This is a genomic window from Caballeronia udeis (assembly GCF_044909315.1).
In the GTDB taxonomy this organism is placed as follows: Bacteria; Pseudomonadota; Gammaproteobacteria; order Burkholderiales; family Burkholderiaceae; genus Caballeronia; species Caballeronia udeis_A.
Genome location: NZ_JBIYEB010000035.1, coordinates 56,651 through 81,469, shown reverse-complemented (window position 1 = coordinate 81,469; position 24,819 = coordinate 56,651). Strand labels below are relative to the sequence as shown.

Sequence of the window (24,819 nt, the reverse complement as noted above, 5' to 3'; positions counted from 1 at the left end):
GCTATTATTGAACGTCGATTTCGACAATGAATGAATCTAAGCTTGTCCCAGCATGCGGCCAATGTCTGGCCACGGATTGACGGAAATCTCTTCGAACGGCGCCCGATCCGCCGCCGTCATGCTGCTGACGATAGCGCGCTCGACCGCCGGGCGCCTTCGCAAACGCTCGTACCATGCCGCCACATGAGGACAGGAATGCCACATTGGCGCGAGGCGCAGCATGTCCAGACGGATCACGTAGGGTATGACCGCGATATCTGCGAGCGAGAATTCGTCGCCGGCCAGGTAGTCATGATCGAGCGTTGCGCGCTCGATCCACTGCAATAGCTTGATGAAATGCCCGACTGCTTCGACACAGAATGCCGAGGCCAGTCCGTGGCTTATCACATCGCGCTTGTGGTCGGAACGCTTCTGATTCGGCGCGCTCGACAGATAGCTTTCGCGGTTGGCCGGATCCATTTTCTGGAAGCGCGTCCGGAATGCGATTGCGAAAGTCAGCACGGTGCACGCGTCATGCACGTACTCGTCAATGAACTTGTTGAACAGACGCACGGTAACGCGGGCCATCGGGTCTTCCGGCATCAACCGTACGTCAGGAAAGGACTCTTCCAGATAGTAGAGGATGACAGACGATTCGATGACGGGCCGTCCGTCATGGATCAACGTCGGAACCACACCGTTTGGATTAAGCTTGAGATAGGCCTCCTCGAACTGGTCTCCCCGCAAGGTCATCTGATGACTTGCCCAATCCAGGTCTTTTTCAGCCAGCTCGATCCTGACTTTCTGGGCGCAGACGGAGTTCACCGTGTGATAAAGCTCGAGCATTGCCTTTCCCTCCTATCCACCGGACACTGCCTGTGATTTAATTCCCAATTATAGGAAATGTCAATATGCTTCGGCTACGAGTACCGCCAGCCTCGTCCTCAAACCAATCGCGGATTAGGCATAATTCCCCTGCGGTGCTTCGTGCCGCCGAGTACGATCACCCTTCTTCTCCAGGAAAAGAACCACCCGGATATGCCAGCTCGAAAAACTGAAAAGACTCGACGCCCCCAGGGCCGCCCGTCCACGTCCGGGGCCGTCGGCAAGGAAGCCATCCTGGCCGCGACGCGGGAGACGCTGAAGACCGTACCGCCGGGAGAGATTACGTTCCAGCAGGTGGCGCTCCTTGCAGGTATCGACAAGCGGCTGATCCGCTACTACTTCGGGCAGATGCCGGATCTTCTCAAGGTGGTCGCCATCGAGATCACGGAGGAACTGCGCAATCGCTTCGTTGCCTCCAACGTCCGCGATGGGTCCATCAGAGATCGCCTGCGGCTGCGCATCTCGATCTTTCTGGATTTTTTCGGCAGTAATCCACACTTCCATCGTCTGGTAGTCGACTATCTCCTGAACACGACCGGTCCCGAGCGGGATGCCGCGCTCGACAGGTTCCGGCATTCCATCGGCGAATTGCAGGTGCTCCTGAGCGGAGAAAAAGCTTCGGGCCAAGCCTATCCACTGGACGCGCGGTTTGTTCACGTTTCGATGGCCGCGATTTGCGAGTTCATGTTCAGCGCGAAACCTGTCTTCACAGCGCTGTTCGGAAACGAAGTCGACACCCCCGCATTCAAGGACCGATTCTGCGATTTCGTCACCGATCTGGTGATGGGCTCCGCCGCGATCGGCGCGGCGGCAAGCGACATCCCTGAGAAGCCATTGACAGCAGTACGAACCGCGCGCAAGAAATAACCGTCTCCAGCGCGGCTAGATCGGCTCCGCGAGGCGCCGTTCGTGCGGCCGCGGCTGCGGGTCCTGGAAGGCAGCGCGCATTCGCTCGTTGCGCAGTTCGCATAGGACGGGGTCTTCGAGATTGCCGTCCTGTCCGATCTGGTGCGAGATGTCCTGCACGAATTTGCATCGCTCGTAGCGGCGTTCCATGAACCTGGCGAGCGTTTTCTCCACGCCCTCACCCTCCGCGATCAACTCCGCCAGCACCACGGCATCCTCGATCGCCATGGTCGCCCCCTGCGACACGTGCGGACCGGAAGCATGTGCGGCATCGCCGATCAGCAACACACTGCCCCGATACCAGGGCGATGGAATGATGACCTCCTCGATCGGACCATAGATGACGCGTGCCGGGTCTTCGATCTGTTCGCGGATCTGTCTGACGAGAGGCGCAGTAAATGAATGCAGGCGTTCGCGCAGCAGGCGCGCAAGCTGATCGGTTTCGAACCGCGGATTGCCGGGTTCGTTGGTGACCAGCAGGAGATACATCTGATCCTTGGAGACCGGCATGACCCCCGCTTTGACCCCCACACCGAAATACATGATCTGATGATCGATCTCCGCGGGCCGGCTGGTCGTAAAACGCCAGACACCATGGCCCGTGTATTGAGGATCGAACTGGCCGCCGAATAGCAGCGTCCGGATGCGCGAGCGGATACCGTCCGCCCCCACGACGAGATCGTATTTTTCCCGTGAACCATCGGTCAGAGTGACATCCACCTCGTCGCCGGCCTGCTCAAGTGCCTGCACGCTCAACCCCAGACGGATCCTCGCGCCCACGGCGGTAGCCGCCTCCGTCAGGATGCGGTGCAGCGCCATGCGCGGCAGGCCATTGACGGCCGGGATATCCGGACTGGCGATCCGCAGCAGTTTCATCCTGGCAATAAATCCGCCGTCGCTGTCGTTCATCTCGTAGTAGTCGATCTGAAGCCCTTCAGCGAGACAACGCTCCATCAGGCCGAGACCGTTCAACGCGCGCAATGCATTACCCGGCTGGATGATGCCCACACCGTAGACCTTGTGCTCGGACTTGATCTCGACGATCTCAGCCTGAATCCCCCGGCGCCCCAATGCGACGGCCAATGACAGACCGCCGATGCCTCCACCCACAATCAGCACCCGCCTAATCGGCTTCATCATAGTTCCTTTCAAAGTGTTCAACTGCTGAGGATCTTCATTCATAAAGCACCGGCAACCGGTGCCCGTTGCGTCACCCGACCGCGGTCATCGCGTCGCCCGCGATCGTCACCGGCGCGGCATCGATCAGGACAAAGGCAATGACACACGGCGCATCACCTCGATTGACCCAGTTGTGAATCGTGCCGCGTTGCACGAGCACATCTCCCGCGCGCAGCGTCACGGCCTCGTGATCGATTTCCATCGTGATTTCACCGGAGAGCACGATGGCGTAGTCGATCGAATCGGTCCGATGATTGCGCGGCGCAACACCCGGGGCATATTCGATGACACGGAAGACCGAACGCCCTTTCATCGCAGTGCCAACGATCTGTTTCGCTCCATCGTCCGGGTCGTCGTTATCGGCCGGCAACGCTGCCGACCAGATATTGCAGACCGTGGCCCCTGGACGGAAGCTGACAACATCGCTGGACGGTTCATCGATCAGGATCGTGGCCTCGCCGTTCGGCTTGTGCCCGGTGACTACCCTTCTAATCTGCATCGTTTACTCCTCGCGATCGTTAATGCTGGGGATGTGGGGAAGCGTCAGATAGGACGCACGCGTTCCGCCGGTCACAACGCGGCTGCTGCCCTGGAAGGTGGCGCCACCGCGGTCAGATTCGTGCTTGTGCAGGATCCGGCCCGGAATATCGGGGAACTCGAAATCCTTGCCCATAATGGTCAACACCAATCGATAGCCCTTCGGAAAAACCATCGACGTTGGCCAGATCTCGACGTCCACTTCATAGAACTCACCCGGTACCAGCGGCTCGACCCGGTCATGAGCGTGGAAGGGACGTAGCGCATTGCTCCGCTGTGGATCCAGCCGGCGATGCGACACCCGCAACCATCCGCGCGACACCGGGGACGCTTCGTGCGCACCGTTGATGACGACCTCCTTGCCAGCCCCATCGACCATACGCAAGACGGCAAACAGGTCCATGTCTTCCGTCGAAGAAGACACCCATAGATGGGCCGTAATGAAACCGGTAAATTCAGTGTCGACCGCAAAGGGTGCCGTCGTGAAGCTCAGCCCCTCTCCCATCGCGTCGAAAATCGCGATGCACTGCTCTGCGGGACAATCGGTTGAGAGCATGCCCGACGCGACGTCGAGGTAGTGGCGCGTAGGCTGCGTCTCCGGCAGTGGGAACGACGACGCTGCGCGCACCCGGTCGCCTCGTGGATCTCGGACAACGATCCGCACCTCGGGCTCGTTCTGCCAGCCGTTCTGCTCATCGCGCAGAAAATGGTTGAAGAAGCGTTTCTGCATGGCGACGTATTCGGGAAGATAGAACCCCTCCCAATGCTTGCCGACGTGCAGGGAAAGCCACTTCTGCCTCGAACCCGTTCCGAGAAAACCCTCGATGTTTCCGCGCAGATGCATGCCGGGGCCACCCCAGTTGCCGGCTGACAGGACGGGCACCTCGATACGATCCAGTACGGGGGTTCGTTCCCGCCACCAGGCGCTATCCAGCGAGTGCCGCAGAATGTCGGCGACATAGTCGGTGCGATTGGCGATGAGTTCCTGCTCACTCAACTCTTCTTCGCCGGTGACACGCTTCCCGGTCTCTCGTTCCCGATGCGGTGAAGCGCCGTTGCCGTGCTGCACGGCGAGACATTGCTTTGGCCACCAGTAATTGGCGAAACCGCTGCTCAGGATGCCGCCGTGATGCGTGCTGTCGCGGTAGTAGTCGGTATAACCCTCCCAAGGGCAGATCGCTGCCAGATGCGGCGGCCTCAGCGTCGCGACGCGCCACTGCGTCACCGCGTAGTAGGAAATGCCCAGCAAGCCGATCTTGCCGTTCGACCAGGGCTGCCGGGCCGCCCATTCGATGGCGTCGTAGTAGTCCACGATCTCGCGCGGCGAGCGCGGATCCAGGTAGCCAGGCGACTTCCCGCATCCCCTCGAATCGATCTGGATAATCACGAAACCATCCGGAACCCACCGTTCCGGATCGGCTGTTTCCCAGCGCAGGTATCTGCCGGTCGAACCGTTGCTGCAAAGCTCCGGATAGACACCGGTCAGCTGGTCCCATTGCGTCTTGAAGCCGTCCTCGAAATGGAGATCCTTGCCGTATACGCCCTGCGCCATGATCACGGGGAAGTTTCCTTCTGCGTCCGGACGGAATACGTTCGCACGCAGAACGAGCCCATCGCTTACGGGAATGGGAATGTCCTGTTCGAAGATCATGCCGTAGGATTTCTGCTGATCCGGGTCGTCAGACTCATCTCTTTCCCGCTTTATTTCCTTAGTCATCCTCATCCTTATCTCCATCTCTGTGTACTGAAACGCTGACGCCATCGGTCGCGGTTCTGGACGGCCCAGAACACACGATCCAACCAGACCGTGGACGTCCCCGATCGTCGATGCTTTCGTGCAATATATTCCCCATAATAGGAATATGTCAAGGCGGTACTCGCTACGTTGCTGTCTGTCCCACCTTGCGGAACTACCGCCTCGCCGGTGAACAGAAACCCGGCGCCCAGGGACATCTCCGAATTTCAGTTGAAATATTCCTTATATTAGGAATAAACTGGCGACTGCACGATCCGCTGAGAACAGAACTGGAGAACCTGGAATGTCTGATCGACCTGTCTTACTTGGAATCTCGGGAAGTTTGCGTAGGGCTTCGTACTGCACGGCGATCCTGCAAAACATCGCCGATGCCGCTGAGAGCCGCGCCACACTCGAAATTTTTCCGCTCGATGCCGTGCCCCCGTACAACCAGGATCTCGATAACGAATCGCCTCCCCAGCCGGTGGCTGCCTTGCGGCAGGCAATTGAACGCGCGGCAGGTCTGGTGATCGTCACGCCGGAATACAACTACGGCATGTCCGGCGTTCTGAAGAACGCGCTGGACTGGGCGTCCAGACCCTACGGAAAATCAAAGCTGAAGGGGAAAGCCGTCCTGACGCTCTCGGCATCGCCGGCCTTCACGGGAGGCGTAAGAGCACAGGCGCAACTCAACGAAACGTTGCTTTCGAACGCTGCATTGCTTGTGTTGCGTCCGCAGATTGTCATCGGCATGGCGCATGAAAAAATACGGGACGGCAAGATAATTGATCAGGAAACCAAACGATTTATTTCAGACGGATTAAATGATCTGCTCCGCGATATCGCCGGCAAGACGACGGCCGCTGGTCAGGAAGCCTGAGCCGTTCCGTAACAGCTACTCGTTCACCGTGCCTGGCGTATCGGCATCTATGGCAAACGTCCGGGATAGTCCCGGCAAAGTCGTCGCCTCAATCGACGCAATGGAGATAACATGAAACTTCTGTCTTACGAGTTCGAAGGCGCCGCCCGTCCAGGGGCGCTCGTTGATGGCGGCATTGTCGACATCGGCAAGCGGCTGCGTGTGAACAGCCTGCGCGAACTGCTCGAGGCCGGGAAACTTGCGGCGGCCGCCGAACTCGAGGAAGCGCAACCCGACCACGCTCTCGCCGACGTAGTCTTGCTGCCGCTTATCCCGGACCCTGCCCATTTCTATTGCGTCGGCGTCAACTATGCGGACCATTTGAAAGAGGTTCAGGATGCCGGTATCGCACGCCCGAAACCGAAGCACCCATCGCTGTTTCCCCGTTTTCCGGAATCGTTGGTCGCGCATGACCAGTCTCTGCAGATACCGAAAGTGTCCGACGAATTCGACTACGAAGCAGAACTGGCTGTGGTCATTGGGAAAGGTGGCCGCTATATCGACGAAGCCGACGCATTGAACCATGTCGCCGGATATACCTGCTTCAACGACGGCAGCGTGCGCGACTGGCAATATCATTCGAGCCAGGTCACCTCAGGCAAGAATTTCTGGCAAACCGGTGGCCTCGGTCCGTGGCTTGTCACGGCAGACGAGATCCCCGATCCGGGCTGCCTTGACATCAAGCTTTTACTCAATGGCAAGATCCTTCAGGACAGCAATACCCGCCACCTGATCTTCAGTGTCGCGCAAATCATCGCTTATGCTTCGGCACTCGTACCGTTAAAACCGGGCGATGTCATTGCCACCGGAACGCCATCTGGTGTGGGCTTCTCCCGCACGCCACCGATTTTTATGAAAGCCGGCGACATTTGCGAGGTCCAGATCGAGAAGATCGGTACCTTGCGGAATACGGTGGAAAAAGCAGTAGGGTGATCTGTTCGCCGCGCGGGTTGCCGCTGAAGCAACGCTAACTCGCAGCCCGGTTCGTTGCGTGGCGTGAATTCGCCGAACTCGCCCAAAATTTGTCTGCCTCCTTCTGATACTCGTCACCTCCACCGTCGCGCCGCCCCACCCCTCGTTAAGTTGCCAATGCCCTTCTGAGTTCCTGCATCCTGGATAGCGCCTTGCCCGGCGCTTTCAACCCAACAAACGACGGTTGATTTCCTGCGAGAGCGGCTAGCGGCTTCTCCAGTCCGCAGCCGTTCGCTACGGCCGGCGACTCCTGCCAACAAAGACCACCGCTCCCCCGCAAGCCTGAACGCGCACATCGCCGCGTTGAGATTGGTCGTCCGCTCATCAAGAAAATGCACACCTGCCACGGCCAGCTCCAGGAGAGCAGCACTGTACTGCGTGACTTCATCCATCTTGATCACCATCTGATTGATCACCTCGATGTCTTCGCTTCGATGTCTTCACTAGCACGATCGATTTCTCCAATGATGGCCGAGGTAAATGCCGAAGCTGATTTCGCCATGCCACAGGTCGCAAGCAAAAAAATTATTTTCCCTGTGTAACCGAACATCCGGTGACCGCGAATTAAATCACGTACCCACCACGGGTACCTTCTATCTCAACTACTGGAGAAATTCGATGTCATCAAAGACCACGGTTAGTGCCACCCTGCTCGCTGGCGTTGTCGCGAGCCTGCTCGCATCGGTTGCCCACGCAGCACCGCTCACACCGGCCGAAGGAGCCGCTGCTGTTGCCGCTCACAAGGAGAAGTGCTACGGCGTCGCCCTGAAGGGCCAAAACGACTGCGCGGCCGGTCCCGGCACCACGTGTCAGGGTACGTCCGCGATGGATTTCCAGGGTAACTCGTGGAAGTTCGTTCAGGGTGGCACCTGCGCGAGTATCGAAGTGCCGGGTGGCGGCCATGGCTCGCTCACCCCGCTGAAGTCCTGATCCGGCGAACGACAAGAGGAACGGGGCGGCCATGGACAATTCCACGAGTGCAACCGCGGTTGGCAAGCCAGACCGCCCCCTTCCGGTGACGCCTGGTGCCCAGGGGCTCGCCGGTACCAGCTTCAAACATGAACACCTGTCCGCGATTCTCGCGGACGGACTGAACAACGGATTCTTCGAGGTTCATGCAGAAAACTACATGGGCGCCGGCGGCCCGCCACATCGGGCGCTTGCGGCCATCCGCGCGGACTATCCGCTCTCCATTCACGGCGTGTGCATGTCGATCGGCGGGCCGGGAGCACTGGATGTGAATCATCTCGCGCGCTTCCGCGATCTGGTGGCTCGCTACGAGCCAATGCTGGTGTCCGAGCATCTGGCCTGGTCTTCACACGGCAGGACATTCTTCAACGACCTCCTGCCTTTGCCGTACACGCAGGACACTCTCGATAAGGTATGCGAACACATCAACCAGGTCCAGGAGGCGATCAAACGCTCCATCCTCCTCGAGAATCCGTCGACCTATGTTGCTTTCGCTTCCTCCACCATGAGCGAAACCGACTTCATCCGGGCGGTCTCGCAACGGACCGGCTGCGGTCTGTTGATGGACGTTAATAACGTTTTCGTCTCGGCGAACAATCACGGCTTTTCGGCCTCGGCGTACCTTGCCGAATTCCCACTTGAACAGGTGGGGGAGATACATCTGGCCGGACATAGCGAGCAACACGACGACGAGAACGAACTGCTGCTCATAGACAGCCACGATCGCGTCATCTCTGATTCTGTCTGGATGCTTTACAGAAATGTCGTATCGCGTATTGGACCGAGGCCCACGTTGATCGAATGGGATAGCAACCTTCCCGACTGGCCCGTGTTGCGGGCTCAGGCACTGACGGCTCGGCGAATCATGGCGGAACACGGGATATCGCTCGCCGGGGAGCTCAGCCATGAGGCCTGAAAAGCGCCCGTGCGAGCACGCCGCTGCGTTTGCACCAGGTTTGACGGACCCAGCGATGGTGGCACCGGAAGACGTGGTCGCCGCGTCGGGAAAGGGTGTAATCACGCGCTATAACGTTTATCGCAACAACGTCACGGTCAGCCTGATCGACGCGCTCGCTGCTATCTATCCTGCTGTCCAGCGCATTACCGGCGTCGAATTCTTCAGGGCGATGGCCCGTTTCCACATTCGCGCGACTCCTCCCGCGTCTCCGTTGCTGTTCGAGTACGGGCGGGATTTTCCCGCGTTCATCGAGTCCTACGAATATGCCCGTGACATGCCGTGGCTTGCGGATACGGCGCGCATCGAGCGGGCCTGGCTAGATGCCTATCACGCGGCAGACCTGCCCGTGCTTGCCGCCGAAGCGCTGGGAAGGATTGAGCCGACGTCGCTGACCGGGGTGTGTTTCAAGCCGCACCCCGCCGTGCGGATTGTGCGATCACCGTATCCGGCCCTCGCAATCTTTACGATGAACCGGACTGATGGCCCGGTTTCTCCGCTCTGCTCAAGCGAACCCGAAGATGCACTCGTGACGCGACCAGATCACGACGTGGTGGTGTCGCGCCTGCCGGCCGGTGGTGCCACATTTCTCATCGCTCTTTTCGAGGGTGCATCACTGGGTGAAGCAATCGCGGCCGCATTTCAAGAAGCCCCTTCCTTCGATCTCCAGGCCAACCTGGCAGGGATGATCTCAGCCGGCGCGTTTACCGCCGTTCAACATGGAGATTGATCAAGATGTCGAACCCACAAGACGTGAAACTGCCCTTTCCGAACATAGTGATATCAACGATTAGCATGGCGAATCGACTGATCCAGAAACTCGCGCAACCGTGGCTCGTTCAACTGGTGCTGCGGCTTGCACTGGCCGTGCCGTTCTGGAAATCGGGCATTCTCAAATGGCACGGATTCCTTCAACTTAACGATACGGCGATCGACCTGTTCACGCAGGAGTTTCAGTTGCATCTCCCGGGTGGTCCCTATCCGTTTCCCCACCCGGCTGTTTTCGCATTTCTGTCGGGCTGCGGTGAAGTCACATTTCCCGTGCTGCTCGTGCTTGGCCTTGGAACCCGGTTCGCCGCACTCGGTTTGATACTGATGACGTGCATCATCGAACTCACTGTGCCGGAGGGCTGGCCTATCCATCTGACCTGGGTGGCAATGGCACTCGGAATTGCAGCCTGGGGTCCGGGCCGGATATCCATTGACTATCTGCTTGGTGACAGGTCGTTCAGGTCGTGACCGGGTGAATAGATCCGACAGGGCGAGCGATGTAGCTATCCAGGAACGTCAGGTTCGGAAAGTTGTCCGCCCGGAACGGCACACTGCGGGAAAAGATTCGACACGAAGAGGCTAAATGAAAACTGGAGATCTGATATTTCGGTTAACTAATAATCTGGCGCCCGTCGAGCCCAATGCTGTTTCGAAGAGACTCAATCGGGCGCTGATGGTTGGCGTTACCGCCAGCACGGCGTTGCTGGTTGTGCTCTATGGCATTCGGAGCGACATGCCCGAACTGATACTGACGCCAATGTTCTGGGTACGGCTCGCGTTCCCGCTGGCTACGATTGCAACCGCAATGAAACTCGCTGAACGTCTTGCTCGTCCCGGCGCGCCGCTCAAGCTTGCATGGTTCGCAGTCACATTGCCCTTCATCACCATGTTGCTCGTGGCCGCGTTTATTGTCCTCTCGACACCGCTAGGCTATCGCCTGCAACTGATCGTGGGCACAACATGGCGGGTCACCACAGCAAATATCGTTCTGCTGTCTCTGCCGTCACTTGCCGCCGTGATGCGCGCCATGAAGGGACTCGCCCCTACCCGCCTCATGCTGGCTGGCGCAGGTGCTGGACTGCTCGCTGGTGCGCAAGGCCTGCTTGTGTACTCCCTTTACTGTTCAGAGATGTCCGTGCCGTTCTGGGGTGTCTGGTATGTACTGGCAATTCTCATAACCGCCGGCATAGGTGCGGCACTTGCTCCGATCTACTTGCGGTGGTAACGCACCCTTTATGACTCGAAGTTGACCGCCTGAACGCACATCGGCGTGCCGACCGGGACGGCATCGACTTGCTCGCCAGGTTGCCCCGTCAACGGATCAATACGGAATGTCACCACCGAATCGCTATCCTGGTTCGCGACCAGCAGAAATTTACCTGACGGCGACAACGTGAAACTGCGTGGCGTCTTGCCGCCGCTGCTTCGAACCGTTGGAGGAAGCACGCGGCCGTCGACGGGATCGAGCGGATAGCAGGCAATGCTGTCGTCGCCACGAAACGAAGCGTAGAGAAAGCGCCCGTCCGCTGCGATCTGCAATGCGGCGGAGTGGCTCGGGACGGTGTCCTCGGGCAGCGCACGCACCACATCGAGCAGTTGCAAGGCGCCATCTGCCGACGAGTAAGCGAACCGGCCGATGCTCGCGTTCAGTTCATTGACGACATAAGCCACGACACCATCTGGATGAAAAACGAAGTGTCGTGGACCCGAACCCGGAGGCAGTCTGGCCGGAGATCCATCGACGCACATTAGACGGCCGGAGGGTGCGTCAAGCCTATACGTCACTACTTCATCTGTACCGAGGTCCGTAACCACAGCAAAGCGGTTGTCCGGACTCGGTACCACGCAATGTCCATGCGGCACACTCTGCCGCGCCTGGTCCGGCCCGTTTCCGCGATGAGAGAACGTACTGAGCGCAGGACTGATCATTCCATTGTCCAGGATCGCGAAACTCGCTACATGCTGCCCTGGCGTCTCGTCACCGATCTCGTGCCCATAGTTCGCGACGAACACGCATCGCCCGTCCCGGTCGGTGTTGCAATGTGCGCTCAAGCTGCCGCGCGTCGCTTGCCGATTGAGCAGCGTAAGTGCACCAGTTTCAGCATCGACGCGATACGCGCTCACTTGCCCTTCCGGCCAGCCGAACACCTCGCTGGTCGCAAACAGCAGGCGGCGCCGGGGAAGGATCGCGAGATAGGACGGATTGACCACGCCGGCCGTGTCGGCAAGCGGCGTCAGCTTGCCGGTGGCGTCGTCGAGGCGAAAGGTCGCGATACCGCGGCCATTGGCACTGGCGAAATGCGGCACTGCGCGATTGATACAACCGACGAATACGAGTGTTGTAGCCGACATGGACAATAAATCCGGACAGTGATCTTATGGTAAAACCCTAGTTGTATGGTAGTAGGGTGGAGACTATTATGCAATCCATTGAGCCGCCACCCACGCGCGGCCGATTGCACAAGCGACCGATTTCGCACCGGGTGCCGCTGCGCAAAACAAGTTCAGGAGACGACAGTGCCCATCCGGAAAACCACCACGCTCACGGCGCTCGCCACCCTGCTCATCGCTGCAAGTGCGATGGCTGCAGTGGCAACAGGCGATACCTCGAAAGACAAGATCGCCTTATCGAACAGCTATGCCGGCAATACGTTTCGCCAGCAACAGTTGAAGAGCTGGGCACAAGTCGCCACCGAAGCGAAGAAGGCCGGCCTGGTTGCGGACGCGCCCGCCTTCACGACTGCCGAAAACCAGGCGACCGAGCAAGCGCAGCAGATCCAGAACCTCGTGCTGCAGGGCTATAAGGCAATTGTCATCAACGCGGCTTCGCCCACTGCGCTCAACGGTGCGATCAAGAGCGCGTGTAGCGCGGGTGTCATCGTTGTCTCGTTCGATGGCATCGTCAATGAGCCCTGCGCGTATCGGATTGGCGCCGACTTTCATCAAATGGGCGCGGTACAGGTCGACTTCCTCGCGAAGAAGCTGAATGGCAAGGGCAATATTCTCGAAGTGCGGGGCCTCGCCGGCGTATCGGTGGATGACGAGATTCACCAGGGCATTGTTGACGAGATCAAGAAGTATCCGGGCATGAAGATCGTGGGCTCGGTCTATGGCGCATGGACGCAGACCGTCGCGCAGAAGGAAGTGGCGGGCGTGCTGCCGTCCTTGCCGCAGGTCGATGGGGTCGTGACGCAAGGCGGCGACGGTTACGGCGCGGCGCAAGCCTTTCGCGCGGCCGGCCGGCCGGTGCCGACGATCATTCTCGGTAATCGTCAGGAGGAACTCGCGTGGTGGAAATCGCAAGGGACCGATACGTATCAAACGATGTCGATCGCGGCCGATCCAGGCTCGTCGACCTTCGCTTTCTGGGTCGCGCAACAATTGCTTGCGGGTAACAAGTTGCCGCACGACATGTCACTGCCGACCCTCACCGTGACATCGGCATCCGTCGACAAAGTGCTTGCGAACACCGCGCCAGGCACGGTCGCAAGCAATGTCTTCACGCGCGACCAGGTGGTCAAGCTCGTCGAAGGACAAAAGAAATAAACTGCGGGACGCCCCGCTCTCCCCATCCGGTACCCTCAATGAATCAGATGGACAGTGTTGCATCAGGCGAGTCGCGCGCGGGGCCTGCCGCACCTGAATCCGCGCCGTTGATTGCATTGACCCATATCGATGTGACGTTCGGTGTCGTGCGCGCATTGAAGCAGGCGGACTTCGCATTCCGGACGGGCGAGTGCGTCGCCATTGCGGGACATAACGGTGCGGGCAAATCAACCTTGATGTCGGTGTTATCGGGTGCGCGGCGAGCCACTGCCGGATGGGTCGAAGCGGGCGACAAGCGCTTCGAGCGCGGCTACGACGCCGAGACCGCCCGCGCGCTCGGCGTGCGTTGCGTGTTTCAGGAATTGTCGCTGTGCCCGAACCTGACTATCGAAGAGAACATGCATGCGGTGCACCCGCAACTCAAGGGTTTCGGTTGGCGCAAGCGGGCGCGTGCGATTATCGAAGCGCAGCTCGATGCGATCTTTCCCGGCCATAGGTTGTCGGGCAAGGATCTGGTCGGCAACCTCTCCCTCTCGCAGCAGCAAATGGTGGAGATTGCGCGCTGCTTTGCGCGTGTCGATACGCCGGTCAAACTCGTCATCCTGGACGAGCCCACCTCGAGTCTCGACAAATACACCGCCGAGCAACTGCTCGCCTTCGTCCGAAAAAGCGCGGCTGAAGGCATCACCACCGTCCTCATCACGCACATGCTCAACGAGATGCTGCGGTGTGCCGATCGCGTCATGGTGATGCGCGACGGCGGCGTGATCGCCACACTGCCCGTCGAAGGTTTGACCAAGGACGCCATCATCCGCGCGATGGGTCAGTTCATCGAAGGCGATCTCACCCCGCGCGAGCGCGCCGCAGCTGGCGCCAGCACCCAGGACGCCTATCAGTGGACGGTTGGACCGGGGCAGCAGACGACCATTGACGCGCCGCGCGGCAGCATTGTGGGCTTTGCCGGTCTCGCGGGGCAAGGCCAGACCGATGTGCTCAACGCCATCTATGCATCGGCGCGGGGCCGCCATTCACGCGGCCGGGTCGCTTACGTGGCCGGCGACCGACGCTCGGACGGCATCTTTCCCGACTGGACCATCGCGCAGAATTTCGACATCCGCTCACTCTATGACCGCACACGCGGTTCATGGCTCAACGCTGCGAGCCTGCGCGAACTCTTCGACACATGGGCTCGACGCCTCGATATTCGAGGCGCTGCCGCGGGCGCCAATATCCTGTCGCTCAGCGGTGGCAACCAGCAGAAGGTCCTGTTCGGGCGAGCACTCGCCTCGGATGCCGATCTCATCCTGATGGACGACCCGATGCGAGGCGTCGACATCGGCACCAAGCTGGAGATCTACCGGCTGCTCCAGGATGAAGCGGCGCGTGGACGCACCTTCATCTGGTACACGACCGAGAACGACGAACTCTTCTACTGCGATAAAACCTACGTGTTCCGCTCCGGCCGCGTGACACGCGAACTCAATGCCAGCGAGTGCACCGAAGAGGCGCTGCTCGCCGCCAGCTTCGAGGAGCCGGTCCGATGAACTTTTCTGCCGCTTCGCGCCGTCGCCCCCTCGACCTGCGTTCAATGCTGCCGGTCGTATCGCTGTTCGCAGTGCTCGTTCCGATGGCGATCGTTCAGCCCAATACGGTCAGCTACTTTGGCGGCGTCATGCTGCTCAATCTCGGCATCCCGATAGTCTTCGCCACGCTTGCACAGCTTTCGGTGATCACGGCCAACGAACTGGACCTGTCTATTGGTTCTTTCGTCAGCCTCGTCGCATGTATTGGTGGAACGTTGCTGCAAAGTTCGCCCTGGCTGGGCTGGGGAGCGCTCGCCGGCTGTGTGCTGGTCTATGCGCTTGTCGGCGCGCTGATCGAATATCGGCGCATCTCGTCGGTGGTGGTCACGCTGGGGCTTTCGTTCGTCTGGAACGGCATCGCGGTACTGCTGCTGCCGGCACCGGGCGGACAGGCCCCGGAATGGCTTGCGTCGCTCATGTCCTTTCACATGCCGGTCGTTCCTGCACCGCTCGTCTGGACTGCGGCCATCGCGCTCTGCACACACCTTTTCTTCATGCGCTCCGCGCTCGGCGTGCGCTTGCGTGGTGTAGGCGGCAACGCCGGCGCGATGCACCGCTTTGGCTGGTCGATCATCCGTTCGAAGGCGCTCCTGTTCGGCTGCGCCGGCCTCTTCGGCGTGTGCTCCGGCCTGACGCTGCTCGGTCTCACGACATCGGCCGATGCCAACATCGCGTTGCGGTATACGCTGCTGTCGGTCGCCGGCGTGATTCTCGGCGGCGGCGAATTCACGGGCGGCCGGGTCTCACCGGTCGGCGCCGTGCTGGGCGCAATCACGCTCACGCTCGCCTCGTCGTTTCTCTCGTTCCTGCAGGTCGCGCCCGAATGGCAGATCGGTTTGCAAGGCGCAATCCTGATCGCGGTGCTGTCACTGCGTCTCGTGTTTCGCCTGAAGGAGCCGCGCCGATGAAATCGATCCTCGCCATCCGCGAATTACGCCGTGCCGTCTGGCTCTGGTCGTTCATTGGCGCGGTACTCGTCGGCGTTATTGCAGGCGTCGTATTTGGTGCTGGCACCGCGGGCAACATGTTGTCGACCGCGTCGGCTTTCGTCGTTTTTACTGTGCTGGTCGGCCTCGGCCAGATGCTTGTCATCACCAGCGGCCCAGGCAACATCGACCTGTCGATTCCCGCGACTATTGCACTCGCGGGGAGTATTGGCATGCGGGTGATGGCGACCAGCAATCACGCCATCCTGTCCGGCATCGGCGCCGTAGTTGCGACCGGCGTGGCGATAGGTCTCTTCAACTACGTGCTGATCCGCTTGCTGCGGATTCCGCCGATCATCGCGACCTTGTCTTCGAGTTTTGTTCTTCAGTCACTCGCAATAAGTCTTGGACGCGGCGGCGCAGCGCCCCCGCCCGCGCTTGAAAATTTCGCGCTGAGCCGTGTCGGCGGCGTGTCGGGACTGGCATTCGTCGGCGTCGCTCTGACCTTGCTTGTCGCCACGGTGCTGTTCAGGCTGGTGCAAGGCCGCAGCCTTTCCGCCGTGGGACAAAACGCCCGCGCAGCCGAGCTTGCCGGGGTCAAGGTAGGCGCGGTGCGCTGCCTGACCTATGTGAGCTGCTCAGTGCTGGCCGCGTTGGCCGCACTGCTGCTTGCCGCGTTCTCCGGCGGCGCCACGCTCGACATGGGCGCAGATTACATGTTGCTGTCCGTTGCGGTGGTGGTGATCGGCGGCACGCAAGTAGCAGGCGGACGCGCGAGTCCCACCGGCGTGTGGAGCGCTGCATGCTTTCTGTTCCTGATCAACGCGCTGCTGAATGCGACCGGAGCAGGTGCTGGGTTGCGAGCTATCGTCTATGGACTGCTGATCGTAGGGGTGACAGCCATTGCAAGCGGCGCTTCCGATGCACGGGCATGACGGAATCATCGGACGTCCGCGATGCTGCTTGATGAAAACCGTCTTACTGCGATGCAGCATCTCATCTCTTCGGGGGACTTGATACCGGCAAGCACAGGCACGAAGACGTTGTGGTGTGCCGCTCGATCCAAACCCGGTTGACTCGGATAAATATAGCGTTTCATACTAGAAAAGTCGTTCGCGGCGAGAAGCAATATATCCGTGTAACAGCGAGCTGAAAAATGGGGGCGTTGTGAGTGAGCTAACAGGCAAAGGCGCGGTTGTGACCGGCGGTGGACGCGGTATCGGGCTGGCATGTGCACGGTTGATAGCCGAGCGCGGTGGGTCCGTAGCCTTGCTGGGCGAGGACCGTGAAGTGCTAGAACAGGCAGCGGCAACATTGCGCGCCGAAGGACTTAATGCCACCGCTATCGTCGTCGATATTGGCATCGAGGAGGAAGTTGCCATCGCGATGGAACAGTCCGCGGCATTTCTCGGTTCAATCGATATCCTGATTAATAATGCGGCGATCCAGCCTTATGGCACCGTTGCGTCCATGGGCCCGGCCGAGTGGGACAAGGTCATCCGTATCAATCTGCGAGGAACGTATCTGGCATGTCACTACGCATTGCCGCACATGCTCAGGCTGCAACGCGGTTCGATCGTCAACATCGCCTCTGTGCAGGCGCTTGCCAACCAGACCCGGGTGGCCGCCTATGCCACCTCGAAGGCCGGCATGCTCGCTCTGACGCGATCGCTTGCCGTGGACTTCGGCCCTTCGGGCATACGTGCAAATACAGTCTGTCCAGGCTGCATCGATGCACCCATGACACGCTTTGCAGCCGCTCAAACGGCGCCGGGGCGAGAGGAAGAAATCCTTCGGGAATGGGGTAAGGCGCAGCCGCTCGGCCGAATCGGGCGCCCGGAAGAAGTCGCGGAGATGGTCGCCTTTCTGGCCAGCGATCGTGCAAGTTTTTGCACAGGAGCGGAGTTCAAGGTTGACGGTGGGCTGATGGCAAGCCTCGGCGTGACATTGCCGGAGTGATGGAAACCATGGTCGCCGCGCAACGCATCTGAAACCGGAAGCACCCGCGAACGGCACAACTGATCATCGCCGGCGGAAGGCGTAAAGAGATCCGGCGTCACAGACGCAAACTGTTATAGCGTTTTGGCAGGGCGCTGTGTATCGACGCACGCAGACCCTTTCCTCACAATGGCGACGACTCCCGCTCATTTCGGACGCCATGAACACCTACCCCAGATTCCGCGCAGCCGCCTGCCATGTGGCGCCTATTTACTTTGATACACCCCGCACTATCGACAAAGCGTGTGCGTTAATCGCGGAAGCTGCGTCAAACGGCGCCGGACTGATCGCCTTTCCGGAAGCATTTGTGTCCGCGTTTCCAGTCTGGTCCGGCGTATATCCGCCGGTCGATGTGCACGAGTTCTTCGTGAGCCTCGCCTCGAGTGCAATCAGGGTGCCGGGACCTGAAGTGGCTCGCCTGCAGGATGCGGCCCGTCGCCATGGCGTGATCGTCTCGATTGGCGTCAACGAGGGCACGCCGGTCAGCCCTGGCTGTATCTGGGATACCAACCTCCTGATCGGCGAGGACGGACGCATCCTGAATCGCCATCGCAAGCTGGTGCCAACGTACTGGGAAAAGCTGACGTGGGCAAACGGCGATGGCAGCGGCCTGCGGGTCGTCGAGACGAAGGTGGGACGGATCGGCGCGCTGGTGTGCGGCGAAAACACCAACTCGCTCGCGCGCTTCGCGCTGCTCGCGCAAGGCGAGAACGTGCACATTTCGTCGTTCTCTCCGCGCTGGCCGACCCATCCTCCCGGCGAGGCATCGTACGATCTCGAGGCGGCCATCCGGTTGCGAGCCGGCGCGCATGCGTTCGAGGGGAAAATATTCAATGTCGTCGCATCCGGGTTCCTGCCGCCCGAAGCCATCGACCTGATCGCTCGAGACAACGCACGGGCTCGGCAACTCCTCGAGGAGTCGCCCAAGAGCGTGTCGATGATCTTTGGACCCGGCGGGACCGTCATCAGCGACACGTTGCGGGACGAAGAAGGTATCGTCTATGCGGATATCGACCTGAAGCTGTGCGTCGTGCCCAAACAGTTCCAGGACGTGGTCGGCTACTACAATCGTTTCGACGTGTTTGAGTTAAAGGTGAATCGCCGCGCGCTTGCGCCGGCCGAATTCTCCGACGAGCACACGGGCGGCGAGATCGATCGATCGCACGAACCATGGCCACCTTCACTCGATGAAGCATGGCCCGCCGGTGCGCTCGACAGTGCGAACGAATCATGAGCCTGATCGATCTTTACAGCGACACGAAGACTGTGCCGACCGAAGCCATGCGGGCAGCAATGGCCGCGGCAAAAGTCGGCGACGAGCAGATGGACGAAGACCCCACCACGCGCGCTTTATGTGAGCGCGTGGCCATGGAGCTCGGTTTCGAGGCGGCGGTCTTCATGCCGTCCGGGACCATGTGCAACCTTGTTGCAACGCTCGTGCACACTCGTCCCGGCGATGAACTCATCGCCGACGCCCAGTCGCACATCTGCACCACCGAAGGAGCGGGCGCTGCGGCGATCGCAGGGGTGGCGATCAATCCGGTCTTTACCCGTGACGGCATTTTCACCGCGGATGAATGCCGTGCCGCGATCCGCGCGCCGTCTCGAACAGCGCCTCGGTCCTCGATGGTCAGCATTGAGCAAACCACGAACTTCAGCGGCGGTGCAGTGTGGCCGCTCGATGCGCTCCGTGGCGTACGCGATGCGTCGCTCGATGCCGGCTTGCGCACGCACATGGACGGCGCGCGGCTCTTTAACGCCTGCGTTGCCACCGGCCTGACGCCAAAGACGTATGCCGAAGGCTGGGATAGTGCCTGGGTCGACTTTAGCAAGGGACTGGGATGCCCGTTTGGCGCGGTCTTATGCGGAGACCGTGACTTCATTGGCGAGGCATGGACATGGAAGTACCGGCTCGGCGGCGCAATGCGGCAGTCGGGAATACTGGCGGCCGCGGCACTTTATGCCCTCGACCATCACGTGGCGCGCCTGGCCGTCGATCACGCAAACGCAGCGCTGTTCATCGAATTGCTGGGTGAAACGCCGTATTTTGTGTTCGACAAGACGAGCCCTACGACCAATGTGATCCTGTTCAAGCTGCAAGGCCTGCCCGTTGATACAGCCACCTTCACCGGTCGTGCGTTGGAGCGAGGCGTTCGTCTTCGGGCGCTTGCGGACGGCCGTATGCGCGCGACAACGCATCTTGGCGTGACGCGCGACGAGATGCTGACGGCCGTGCGCATTCTTAATGATCTGGCCCGCGAGTTCGCGGCCAATGCTGCCTAGCTCGACGAAGGCCCCTATGTTCAACTCGCAACCGCGCCTTTTTCTCGTCGACGTTTTTACGGAAGAGGCTTTTTGGGGCAATCCAGTCGCCGTGATTGGCGCCGGAATTCCGTTGGCGCCCGAACAGATGGTCCGGATTGCGCGCTGGACCGGCATGCCGGAGACCGTCTTCGTGCTGCCCCTGAACACGCACCGTGACACTGAGCACGCGGCGGACTATCAGGTAAGGATCTGGTCGCCCTCATGCGAATTGGCATTCGCAGGCCATCCATCGATTGGTGCAGCGCATGTATTGCTTGAAGAAGGTCTCATAGCGTCCAAAGCGGGTCGGTTTACTCAGCTGTGCATGGCGGGTTGCATCGATATGTGCGTGACGGCGGCCGGTGCAAAACGAAGAATCTCTTTCCGCACGCCGATCCCGACGGTCGAGCAACTGGATGATGCGGACCATACGGAGGTCCTGAACGCGATCGGATGCAGCACGGCTCTCGCGAAGACCGCACTCGTCGAAGCAGGCGCGCGCTGGATCATTGTAGAAATGAAACACGCGTCAGAGGTGAACGCACTGAGACCCGCCATGGATCGGGTACTGGCGTTGAGCGCGCTTCGCAATGTTTCGGGCATCACGGTACTGGGGCGGACCCATGCCGGCGGTGCAGACTATGAAGTGCGATCGTTTGCACCTGTAATCGGCGTGCCGGAAGACGCTGTTTGTGGAGGTGGAAACGCGTGTGCTGCTGCGTGGGTCGCCCGGCAGAACGACTGGCGAGAAGGCAGTGCGGACAGCGTCATCAGCCAGGGAAGACAGGTCGGCCGGGCAGGACGCGTTTTCTGGAAAGGACCCGACGAGACGCGCCGCATTGAGATCGGCGGGTTTGCCGTCACGGTATCGGCCGGAACCTTCCACGTGCCTTAGCGCGCCGGCGCTGTCATCCCGGCAATCGCTGCAGTTCTCGCACCATCCTGCCCAATCGGGCGAGCGCGTCACGCCGGCTGTCAGTCATGCGAAATCCGCAATTGAGCCGCACGTAGTTGCTGAAAGCGCCCGTGGGAGAAAACAGCGTGCCCGGCGCGATGCTGATGCCCTCGCTCAATGCCCGCCGATAAAGCGCCACACTGGAGACATCGTTCGGCAAACGAAGCCAGAGCAGATAACCGCCGCTCGGCATCCCGACCTCAATCTCCGACCCGAATTCGCTTTTCGTCACCTCCAGCGTCTCGGCCACGTGCAGACGGCATTGATTCCTCAACTGACGCAGATGATGCTGGTAACCACCGGCCGTCAGATAATCTCCGACCGCCTCCTGTATCAACAGCGGCTGCCCCACGCTCATGGTTCGCTTCAAGGAAACGATCCGCTCGTGATGTCTTCCGCCCGACACCCATCCTAGTCTCAATCCAGGCGCGAGGGTCTTTGTCAGCGAACTGCATAACAATACATTTCCGTTCCGATCGTAGGATTTCGCAGCACGCTGTTTTGCTTCGAAGTGGAGATCGCTGAAAGTCGCATCTTCGATAAGGGGTATCTGCAAGCGTTCAAGTGCGTCGACGAGCCGCTGCTTGGTCTCGTCGTCCATGCTGGCACCAACGGGATTGCTCACGGTCGTGGACAGCAGGCATGCGCCGACGCGCCGTCGCCTGGACAGTCGTTCGATCTCCGCGATCGACCAGCCTGGATTGTCATGGAACGGCAGTGCAACGGCCAGCATGCCGAGTTGCGCGATCGTCGACAAGAAACCGTAATACGCCGGCGCTTCCACCACGATCACATCTCCCCCGCCCGCAACCGCCTGAAGACACAGACCGAACGCTTCAATGCAGCCGTTGGTCACCAACACTTCGTCTGCCGAAAGATGACAGTTCCATGTCTTCGCGTGGGCAGCCAGACTTTCGCGCAGACGCATCGACCCGGACGAGAACGATACGTCCGTTAACAGCGCGCTATGCGCACGAGCGGCACGGGCAATGCTGCGTGACAGCGCCACGACTGGAAAGAGCGCCTTGTCGCACAGGGCCGCACCAAAGGAGACGGTGTGCGCAGCGTCATCCATGTAGCGAAGCGCAGTGTGGGATGACTCAGTGTCGCTAATCGCGGCAGACGTGGGGAATGATTCGGCAAGCCGGGAGGCGTTGGCGCATACATAGAACCCTTTTTGCGGACGGCTCTCGATGACTTGCCGGTCTTCCAGCGCTCGATAAGCCGCAAGGATAGTTGTCACGCTAACAGCGCACCGCCGGCTCATTTCACGGACAGAGGGAAGTCGCTGACCCTCCGCCCACAGCCCGCGCTCGATTTCGCCCATGAGGCGGGAAGCGAGCGAAACGTGTAGAAAGTCGGGTGGAACAGACATGGAAGCAAAAATAAAGAAAGGGACTGTCCAATCTTACGCGACCGCCCCGCCAACGTGACAATGCCCTTGAGACTGTTGGTTGCAAACGCGATGCGCCTGGTCGACCAGGTACCGGCGGATTGACCCCAAGCTGATTGCCTAACGCCCTACCCTGAATACACCCACTGCCTCTCGCAAGCTTTTGGCTTGATCGGCCATTGCTTGCGCTGCCGCCGTTGCTTGCTCTACCAATGCAGCGTTCTGTTGTGTCACTTCGTCCATCTGCCCAACCGCGACGCTGACTTGCTCAATGCCGGTGCTCTGCTCTGACGAAGCGGCCGAGATTTCGCCCATGATGTCAGTCACCTGTTTAACCGAGCTCAGCAATTCGCTCATGCTCTTGCCGGCTTCGGCTACCAGGCCCGACCCTGTATCAACGTGATCGAGCGATTCGCCAATCTGATCTTTCACCTGTTTCGCTGCACTTGCACAGCGTTGCGCCAGCGTACGCACTTCTCCGGCCACAACAGCGAAACCGCGCCCTTGCTCACCTGCGCGCGCAGCCTCGACCGCGGCGTTCAGCGCAAGGATATTGGTTTGAAACGCGATCCCCTCGATCAGAGTGATGATCTCGCCCACTTTCGAGGCGCTGGCGGATATATCCCTCATCTTCGTCACCACGCGCTCAACCACCTGTCCGCCCGCGGTCGCAGCGTCAGAGGCAGTCTGCGCGAGCATGTTTGCCTGTTTCGCATTGTCGGTATTCTGCTTGACCGTCGACGTCAGCTCTTCCATGCTCGCCGCGGTCTGTTCAAGCGAAGCCGCCTGCTCCTCCGTGCGTTGCGACAGGTCGACATTACCCTGCGCCATTTCGTTGGCCGCGACAGCAATAGAATCGGCCGATGTCTTGATCCCCGCGACAATTCCACTCAGTTGTGCGCGCATTGCCTCGAGCGACGCCATCAAGCTTCCGCTTGCACCGGGCGCGATCACTACCGGAACGGCAAGATTTCCATCCGCGATTTCGCCGGCCACGCGTTGGGCTTCACTGGGCTCCGCACCGAGTTGCTTCAGGATGCTGCGAGTGATCAGCAACGCACCTATCACGCCAATGATCAGCGCAGCAAACGCTGCACCGATCGTCGCGACCCTGAGCTGCGCATAGCTGCTCTCAGCCCGGTTTGCCTTGTCGTGCATCGTCGTTTTCTCAAGCTCGATCAACGATCGAAGCGTGCCGCGCCATTGAGTTTGTTTCGGGACGACGTCTTGCAGCAAAGCCTTGCCGGCCGAGGTTTTGTCATTTGAAAGAATGAGCTGAACCACATTGGCCATCAGCGGCAGCGTTGAGGTTTCATCTGTTCTCAGCTGTGCAAGAAGTGTTTGCTCCGTGTCCGTGATGACCCCGCTCGACACAAAGATGTCATTCAAGGCGTGCGACGCATCCGCATAGATTCCTTCTTCGTGCTCTATTTTTTCCACATTGGCCTTCACGCCGCCCTCGTTATCGACCAGCATCATGTCGCGAATGGCGATGGAACGTTGGTCCAGCGAGGAGCGCATCGTCTGGGCCAGCGTCATTTCTTCCGTGCTGCGGTCGACGATACTCGTCAGGGCGTCGTTGATTTTTGACATGCCGAACAAGCCGACGATGGAAACTACGCCGAGAAGAACGAGTAATGCACCGAAGGCGACCGACAGACGGGTCACAACTTTGAACTGGCTCATCAAAATGACCTTGTAGATTTAAGATTGAAACGCGCGATTTCTGCTTTAGCGAACCCACGTCCACATGACATTCTTTCAAAATGCTGTCTTGCAAGCCCAATAACGGATGCCTTGCAGGCGTGCTTGCGCCAGCCTCCATCAACATATCGCCGACTTTTCGAGGGCTCACGCGGCAATGGACAATGCACTCGCCTGGAGAAGTTGCGATGCCAATTCGAGGACGGGCAGCCGGGCTTTTGAGCAATCGTCAAAGCTTCTGCCTGAGTGATGCAGCTTGCCGTTCGTCCGTTTGATTGCTTGCTCGCTACGTGACGGTTGGCGGAAAAACTTAAACTTCCTCTATTTATCGGCGGATAGCGGCTGATCTTTAGCGGTCCATGCACTTCGCCCACCCACCCTGCTCACCTGATGACGGCAGCACAGCGAGAGGGAGCAGAAAGTGCAAGCGAGCACCGCGGCAGTAGGCGCCAGCCTCCGAGACAGTGCGGCGTTGGCCGGTGAAGTTCTGCCTGAGTATGTGTGGCTAGCGATGGACCAGCATGGGTCGTGCTCGATGTACTGGTGCAAAACCACCGCGACAGGCACGCAGCCATGCGGCTCATGCGCAAACTGCTTAAAAAA

The 24,819-nt window shown here is 59.8% G+C and carries 23 protein-coding genes and 1 pseudogene; 17 read left to right on the top strand and 7 right to left on the bottom strand.

Annotated elements, in window-relative coordinates:
• Positions 1 to 36: 36 nt before the first annotated feature.
• Positions 37 to 825: a glutathione S-transferase family protein gene (locus ABH944_RS37715; RefSeq protein ID WP_404613028.1), complete on the bottom strand. Its 789-nt coding sequence runs from the start codon at positions 823 to 825 to the stop codon at positions 37 to 39.
• A gap of 192 nt (positions 826 to 1,017) precedes the next feature.
• On the opposite strand from ABH944_RS37715, the gene ABH944_RS37710 reads away from it, so the two are divergent.
• Entirely contained in the window at positions 1,018 to 1,731 is a 714-nt protein-coding gene (locus ABH944_RS37710; protein ID WP_404613026.1) for a TetR/AcrR family transcriptional regulator, read from the top strand.
• A gap of 15 nt (positions 1,732 to 1,746) precedes the next feature.
• Here the strand turns inward: ABH944_RS37710 and ABH944_RS37705 are convergent, their stop codons facing one another.
• The 3 genes from ABH944_RS37705 to ABH944_RS37695 form a co-directional block, all read right to left on the bottom strand.
• Positions 1,747 to 2,910 carry an FAD-dependent monooxygenase gene (locus ABH944_RS37705; protein ID WP_404613024.1) on the bottom strand — a complete coding sequence of 388 codons (1,164 nt, stop codon included), beginning with the start codon at positions 2,908 to 2,910 and terminating at the stop codon, positions 1,747 to 1,749.
• Positions 2,911 to 2,980: 70 nt separating this feature from the next.
• Positions 2,981 to 3,448 carry a cupin domain-containing protein gene (locus ABH944_RS37700; protein ID WP_404613022.1) on the bottom strand — a complete coding sequence of 156 codons (468 nt, stop codon included), beginning with the start codon at positions 3,446 to 3,448 and terminating at the stop codon, positions 2,981 to 2,983.
• Positions 3,449 to 3,451: 3 nt separating this feature from the next.
• Entirely contained in the window at positions 3,452 to 5,137 is a 1,686-nt protein-coding gene (locus ABH944_RS37695; protein WP_404613020.1) for a CocE/NonD family hydrolase, read from the bottom strand.
• Positions 5,138 to 5,525: 388 nt separating this feature from the next.
• Between ABH944_RS37695 and ABH944_RS37690 the strand changes: the two genes are divergently transcribed.
• From ABH944_RS37690 to ABH944_RS37660, 7 genes are all read left to right on the top strand, one after another.
• On the top strand, positions 5,526 to 6,101 hold the full coding sequence (locus ABH944_RS37690) for an NADPH-dependent FMN reductase (RefSeq protein ID WP_404613018.1): 576 nt from the start codon (positions 5,526 to 5,528) through the stop codon (positions 6,099 to 6,101).
• 111 nt (positions 6,102 to 6,212) lie between these two features.
• Positions 6,213 to 7,073: a fumarylacetoacetate hydrolase family protein gene (locus tag ABH944_RS37685; protein WP_404613016.1), complete on the top strand. Its 861-nt coding sequence runs from the start codon at positions 6,213 to 6,215 to the stop codon at positions 7,071 to 7,073.
• A gap of 657 nt (positions 7,074 to 7,730) precedes the next feature.
• Complete coding sequence (locus ABH944_RS37680) at positions 7,731 to 8,042, top strand: BufA1 family periplasmic bufferin-type metallophore (protein ID WP_097274774.1); 312 nt, start codon at positions 7,731 to 7,733, stop codon at positions 8,040 to 8,042.
• A 31-nt stretch (positions 8,043 to 8,073) separates the two neighbouring features.
• Positions 8,074 to 8,997 carry an MNIO family bufferin maturase gene (gene bufB, locus ABH944_RS37675; protein ID WP_404613014.1) on the top strand — a complete coding sequence of 308 codons (924 nt, stop codon included), beginning with the start codon at positions 8,074 to 8,076 and terminating at the stop codon, positions 8,995 to 8,997.
• The gene (locus tag ABH944_RS37670; RefSeq protein ID WP_404613012.1) at positions 8,987 to 9,766 is read left to right on the top strand and encodes an HvfC/BufC N-terminal domain-containing protein; all 780 of its coding nucleotides are present in this window, start codon (positions 8,987 to 8,989) and stop codon (positions 9,764 to 9,766) included. The genes bufB and ABH944_RS37670 overlap by 11 nt, the downstream gene beginning before the upstream one ends.
• 65 nt (positions 9,767 to 9,831) lie before the next feature.
• Positions 9,832 to 10,275, top strand: coding sequence for a DoxX family protein (locus ABH944_RS37665; protein WP_404613011.1), 444 nt, complete (start codon positions 9,832 to 9,834; stop codon positions 10,273 to 10,275).
• A 115-nt stretch (positions 10,276 to 10,390) separates the two neighbouring features.
• Positions 10,391 to 11,032 carry a DUF1109 domain-containing protein gene (locus ABH944_RS37660; protein ID WP_404613009.1) on the top strand — a complete coding sequence of 214 codons (642 nt, stop codon included), beginning with the start codon at positions 10,391 to 10,393 and terminating at the stop codon, positions 11,030 to 11,032.
• A gap of 8 nt (positions 11,033 to 11,040) precedes the next feature.
• On the opposite strand, the gene ABH944_RS37655 is transcribed toward ABH944_RS37660, so the two are convergent.
• Positions 11,041 to 12,159 carry a lactonase family protein gene (locus ABH944_RS37655; protein ID WP_404613007.1) on the bottom strand — a complete coding sequence of 373 codons (1,119 nt, stop codon included), beginning with the start codon at positions 12,157 to 12,159 and terminating at the stop codon, positions 11,041 to 11,043.
• Between the two features lie 171 nt (positions 12,160 to 12,330).
• On the opposite strand from ABH944_RS37655, the gene ABH944_RS37650 reads away from it, so the two are divergent.
• From ABH944_RS37650 to ABH944_RS37615, 8 genes are all read left to right on the top strand, one after another.
• Entirely contained in the window at positions 12,331 to 13,353 is a 1,023-nt protein-coding gene (locus ABH944_RS37650) for an ABC transporter substrate-binding protein (protein WP_404613056.1), read from the top strand.
• A 47-nt stretch (positions 13,354 to 13,400) separates the two neighbouring features.
• Entirely contained in the window at positions 13,401 to 14,897 is a 1,497-nt protein-coding gene (locus tag ABH944_RS37645; RefSeq protein ID WP_404613054.1) for an ATP-binding cassette domain-containing protein, read from the top strand.
• On the top strand, positions 14,894 to 15,844 hold the full coding sequence (locus ABH944_RS37640) for an ABC transporter permease (RefSeq protein ID WP_404613005.1): 951 nt from the start codon (positions 14,894 to 14,896) through the stop codon (positions 15,842 to 15,844). The genes ABH944_RS37645 and ABH944_RS37640 overlap by 4 nt, the downstream gene beginning before the upstream one ends.
• The gene (locus ABH944_RS37635; RefSeq protein WP_404613003.1) at positions 15,841 to 16,797 is read left to right on the top strand and encodes an ABC transporter permease; all 957 of its coding nucleotides are present in this window, start codon (positions 15,841 to 15,843) and stop codon (positions 16,795 to 16,797) included. The genes ABH944_RS37640 and ABH944_RS37635 overlap by 4 nt, the downstream gene beginning before the upstream one ends.
• Before the next feature lie 232 nt (positions 16,798 to 17,029).
• Complete coding sequence (locus ABH944_RS37630) at positions 17,030 to 17,821, top strand: SDR family NAD(P)-dependent oxidoreductase (RefSeq protein ID WP_404613001.1); 792 nt, start codon at positions 17,030 to 17,032, stop codon at positions 17,819 to 17,821.
• 199 nt (positions 17,822 to 18,020) lie between these two features.
• Entirely contained in the window at positions 18,021 to 19,094 is a 1,074-nt protein-coding gene (locus ABH944_RS37625) for a carbon-nitrogen hydrolase family protein (RefSeq protein WP_404612999.1), read from the top strand.
• A complete protein-coding gene (locus tag ABH944_RS37620; RefSeq protein WP_404612997.1) occupies positions 19,091 to 20,143 on the top strand; it encodes a threonine aldolase family protein in 1,053 nt (350 codons plus the stop codon). Before ABH944_RS37625 ends, ABH944_RS37620 begins: the two co-directional genes overlap by 4 nt.
• A gap of 16 nt (positions 20,144 to 20,159) precedes the next feature.
• Complete coding sequence (locus ABH944_RS37615) at positions 20,160 to 21,059, top strand: PhzF family phenazine biosynthesis protein (RefSeq protein ID WP_404612995.1); 900 nt, start codon at positions 20,160 to 20,162, stop codon at positions 21,057 to 21,059.
• A 13-nt stretch (positions 21,060 to 21,072) separates the two neighbouring features.
• Here ABH944_RS37615 and ABH944_RS37610 read toward each other — a convergent pair whose 3' ends face one another.
• Together ABH944_RS37610 and ABH944_RS37605 are read right to left on the bottom strand one after the other, a co-directional pair.
• The gene (locus ABH944_RS37610; RefSeq protein WP_404612993.1) at positions 21,073 to 22,494 is read right to left on the bottom strand and encodes an aminotransferase-like domain-containing protein; all 1,422 of its coding nucleotides are present in this window, start codon (positions 22,492 to 22,494) and stop codon (positions 21,073 to 21,075) included.
• 138 nt (positions 22,495 to 22,632) lie between these two features.
• Positions 22,633 to 24,198 (bottom strand): methyl-accepting chemotaxis protein, encoded by a 1,566-nt coding sequence (locus tag ABH944_RS37605; RefSeq protein WP_404612991.1) that lies wholly within the window; start codon positions 24,196 to 24,198, stop codon positions 22,633 to 22,635.
• Positions 24,199 to 24,715: 517 nt separating this feature from the next.
• Here ABH944_RS37605 and ABH944_RS37600 point away from each other — a divergent pair.
• Positions 24,716 to 24,819, top strand: a pseudogene (locus ABH944_RS37600) (DDE-type integrase/transposase/recombinase); the annotation flags it as partial.

What these genes read in the sequence shown, in the direction of transcription:
- ABH944_RS37715 (WP_404613028.1), bottom strand. Translation starts at nt 825, where the DNA reads ATGCTCGAGCTTTATCACACGGTGAACTCCGTCTGCGCCCAGAAAGTC.
- ABH944_RS37710 (WP_404613026.1), top strand. Translation starts at nt 1,018, where the DNA reads ATGCCAGCTCGAAAAACTGAAAAGACTCGACGCCCCCAGGGCCGCCCG.
- ABH944_RS37705 (WP_404613024.1), bottom strand. Translation starts at nt 2,910, where the DNA reads ATGATGAAGCCGATTAGGCGGGTGCTGATTGTGGGTGGAGGCATCGGC.
- ABH944_RS37700 (WP_404613022.1), bottom strand. Translation starts at nt 3,448, where the DNA reads ATGCAGATTAGAAGGGTAGTCACCGGGCACAAGCCGAACGGCGAGGCC.
- ABH944_RS37695 (WP_404613020.1), bottom strand. Translation starts at nt 5,137, where the DNA reads ATGATCTTCGAACAGGACATTCCCATTCCCGTAAGCGATGGGCTCGTT.
- ABH944_RS37690 (WP_404613018.1), top strand. Translation starts at nt 5,526, where the DNA reads ATGTCTGATCGACCTGTCTTACTTGGAATCTCGGGAAGTTTGCGTAGG.
- ABH944_RS37685 (WP_404613016.1), top strand. Translation starts at nt 6,213, where the DNA reads ATGAAACTTCTGTCTTACGAGTTCGAAGGCGCCGCCCGTCCAGGGGCG.
- ABH944_RS37680 (WP_097274774.1), top strand. Translation starts at nt 7,731, where the DNA reads ATGTCATCAAAGACCACGGTTAGTGCCACCCTGCTCGCTGGCGTTGTC.
- bufB (WP_404613014.1), top strand. Translation starts at nt 8,074, where the DNA reads ATGGACAATTCCACGAGTGCAACCGCGGTTGGCAAGCCAGACCGCCCC.
- ABH944_RS37670 (WP_404613012.1), top strand. Translation starts at nt 8,987, where the DNA reads ATGAGGCCTGAAAAGCGCCCGTGCGAGCACGCCGCTGCGTTTGCACCA.
- ABH944_RS37665 (WP_404613011.1), top strand. Translation starts at nt 9,832, where the DNA reads ATGGCGAATCGACTGATCCAGAAACTCGCGCAACCGTGGCTCGTTCAA.
- ABH944_RS37660 (WP_404613009.1), top strand. Translation starts at nt 10,391, where the DNA reads ATGAAAACTGGAGATCTGATATTTCGGTTAACTAATAATCTGGCGCCC.
- ABH944_RS37655 (WP_404613007.1), bottom strand. Translation starts at nt 12,159, where the DNA reads ATGTCGGCTACAACACTCGTATTCGTCGGTTGTATCAATCGCGCAGTG.
- ABH944_RS37645 (WP_404613054.1), top strand. Translation starts at nt 13,401, where the DNA reads ATGGACAGTGTTGCATCAGGCGAGTCGCGCGCGGGGCCTGCCGCACCT.
- ABH944_RS37640 (WP_404613005.1), top strand. Translation starts at nt 14,894, where the DNA reads ATGAACTTTTCTGCCGCTTCGCGCCGTCGCCCCCTCGACCTGCGTTCA.
- ABH944_RS37635 (WP_404613003.1), top strand. Translation starts at nt 15,841, where the DNA reads ATGAAATCGATCCTCGCCATCCGCGAATTACGCCGTGCCGTCTGGCTC.
- ABH944_RS37625 (WP_404612999.1), top strand. Translation starts at nt 18,021, where the DNA reads ATGAACACCTACCCCAGATTCCGCGCAGCCGCCTGCCATGTGGCGCCT.
- ABH944_RS37620 (WP_404612997.1), top strand. Translation starts at nt 19,091, where the DNA reads ATGAGCCTGATCGATCTTTACAGCGACACGAAGACTGTGCCGACCGAA.
- ABH944_RS37615 (WP_404612995.1), top strand. Translation starts at nt 20,160, where the DNA reads ATGTTCAACTCGCAACCGCGCCTTTTTCTCGTCGACGTTTTTACGGAA.
- ABH944_RS37610 (WP_404612993.1), bottom strand. Translation starts at nt 22,494, where the DNA reads ATGTCTGTTCCACCCGACTTTCTACACGTTTCGCTCGCTTCCCGCCTC.
- ABH944_RS37605 (WP_404612991.1), bottom strand. Translation starts at nt 24,198, where the DNA reads ATGAGCCAGTTCAAAGTTGTGACCCGTCTGTCGGTCGCCTTCGGTGCA.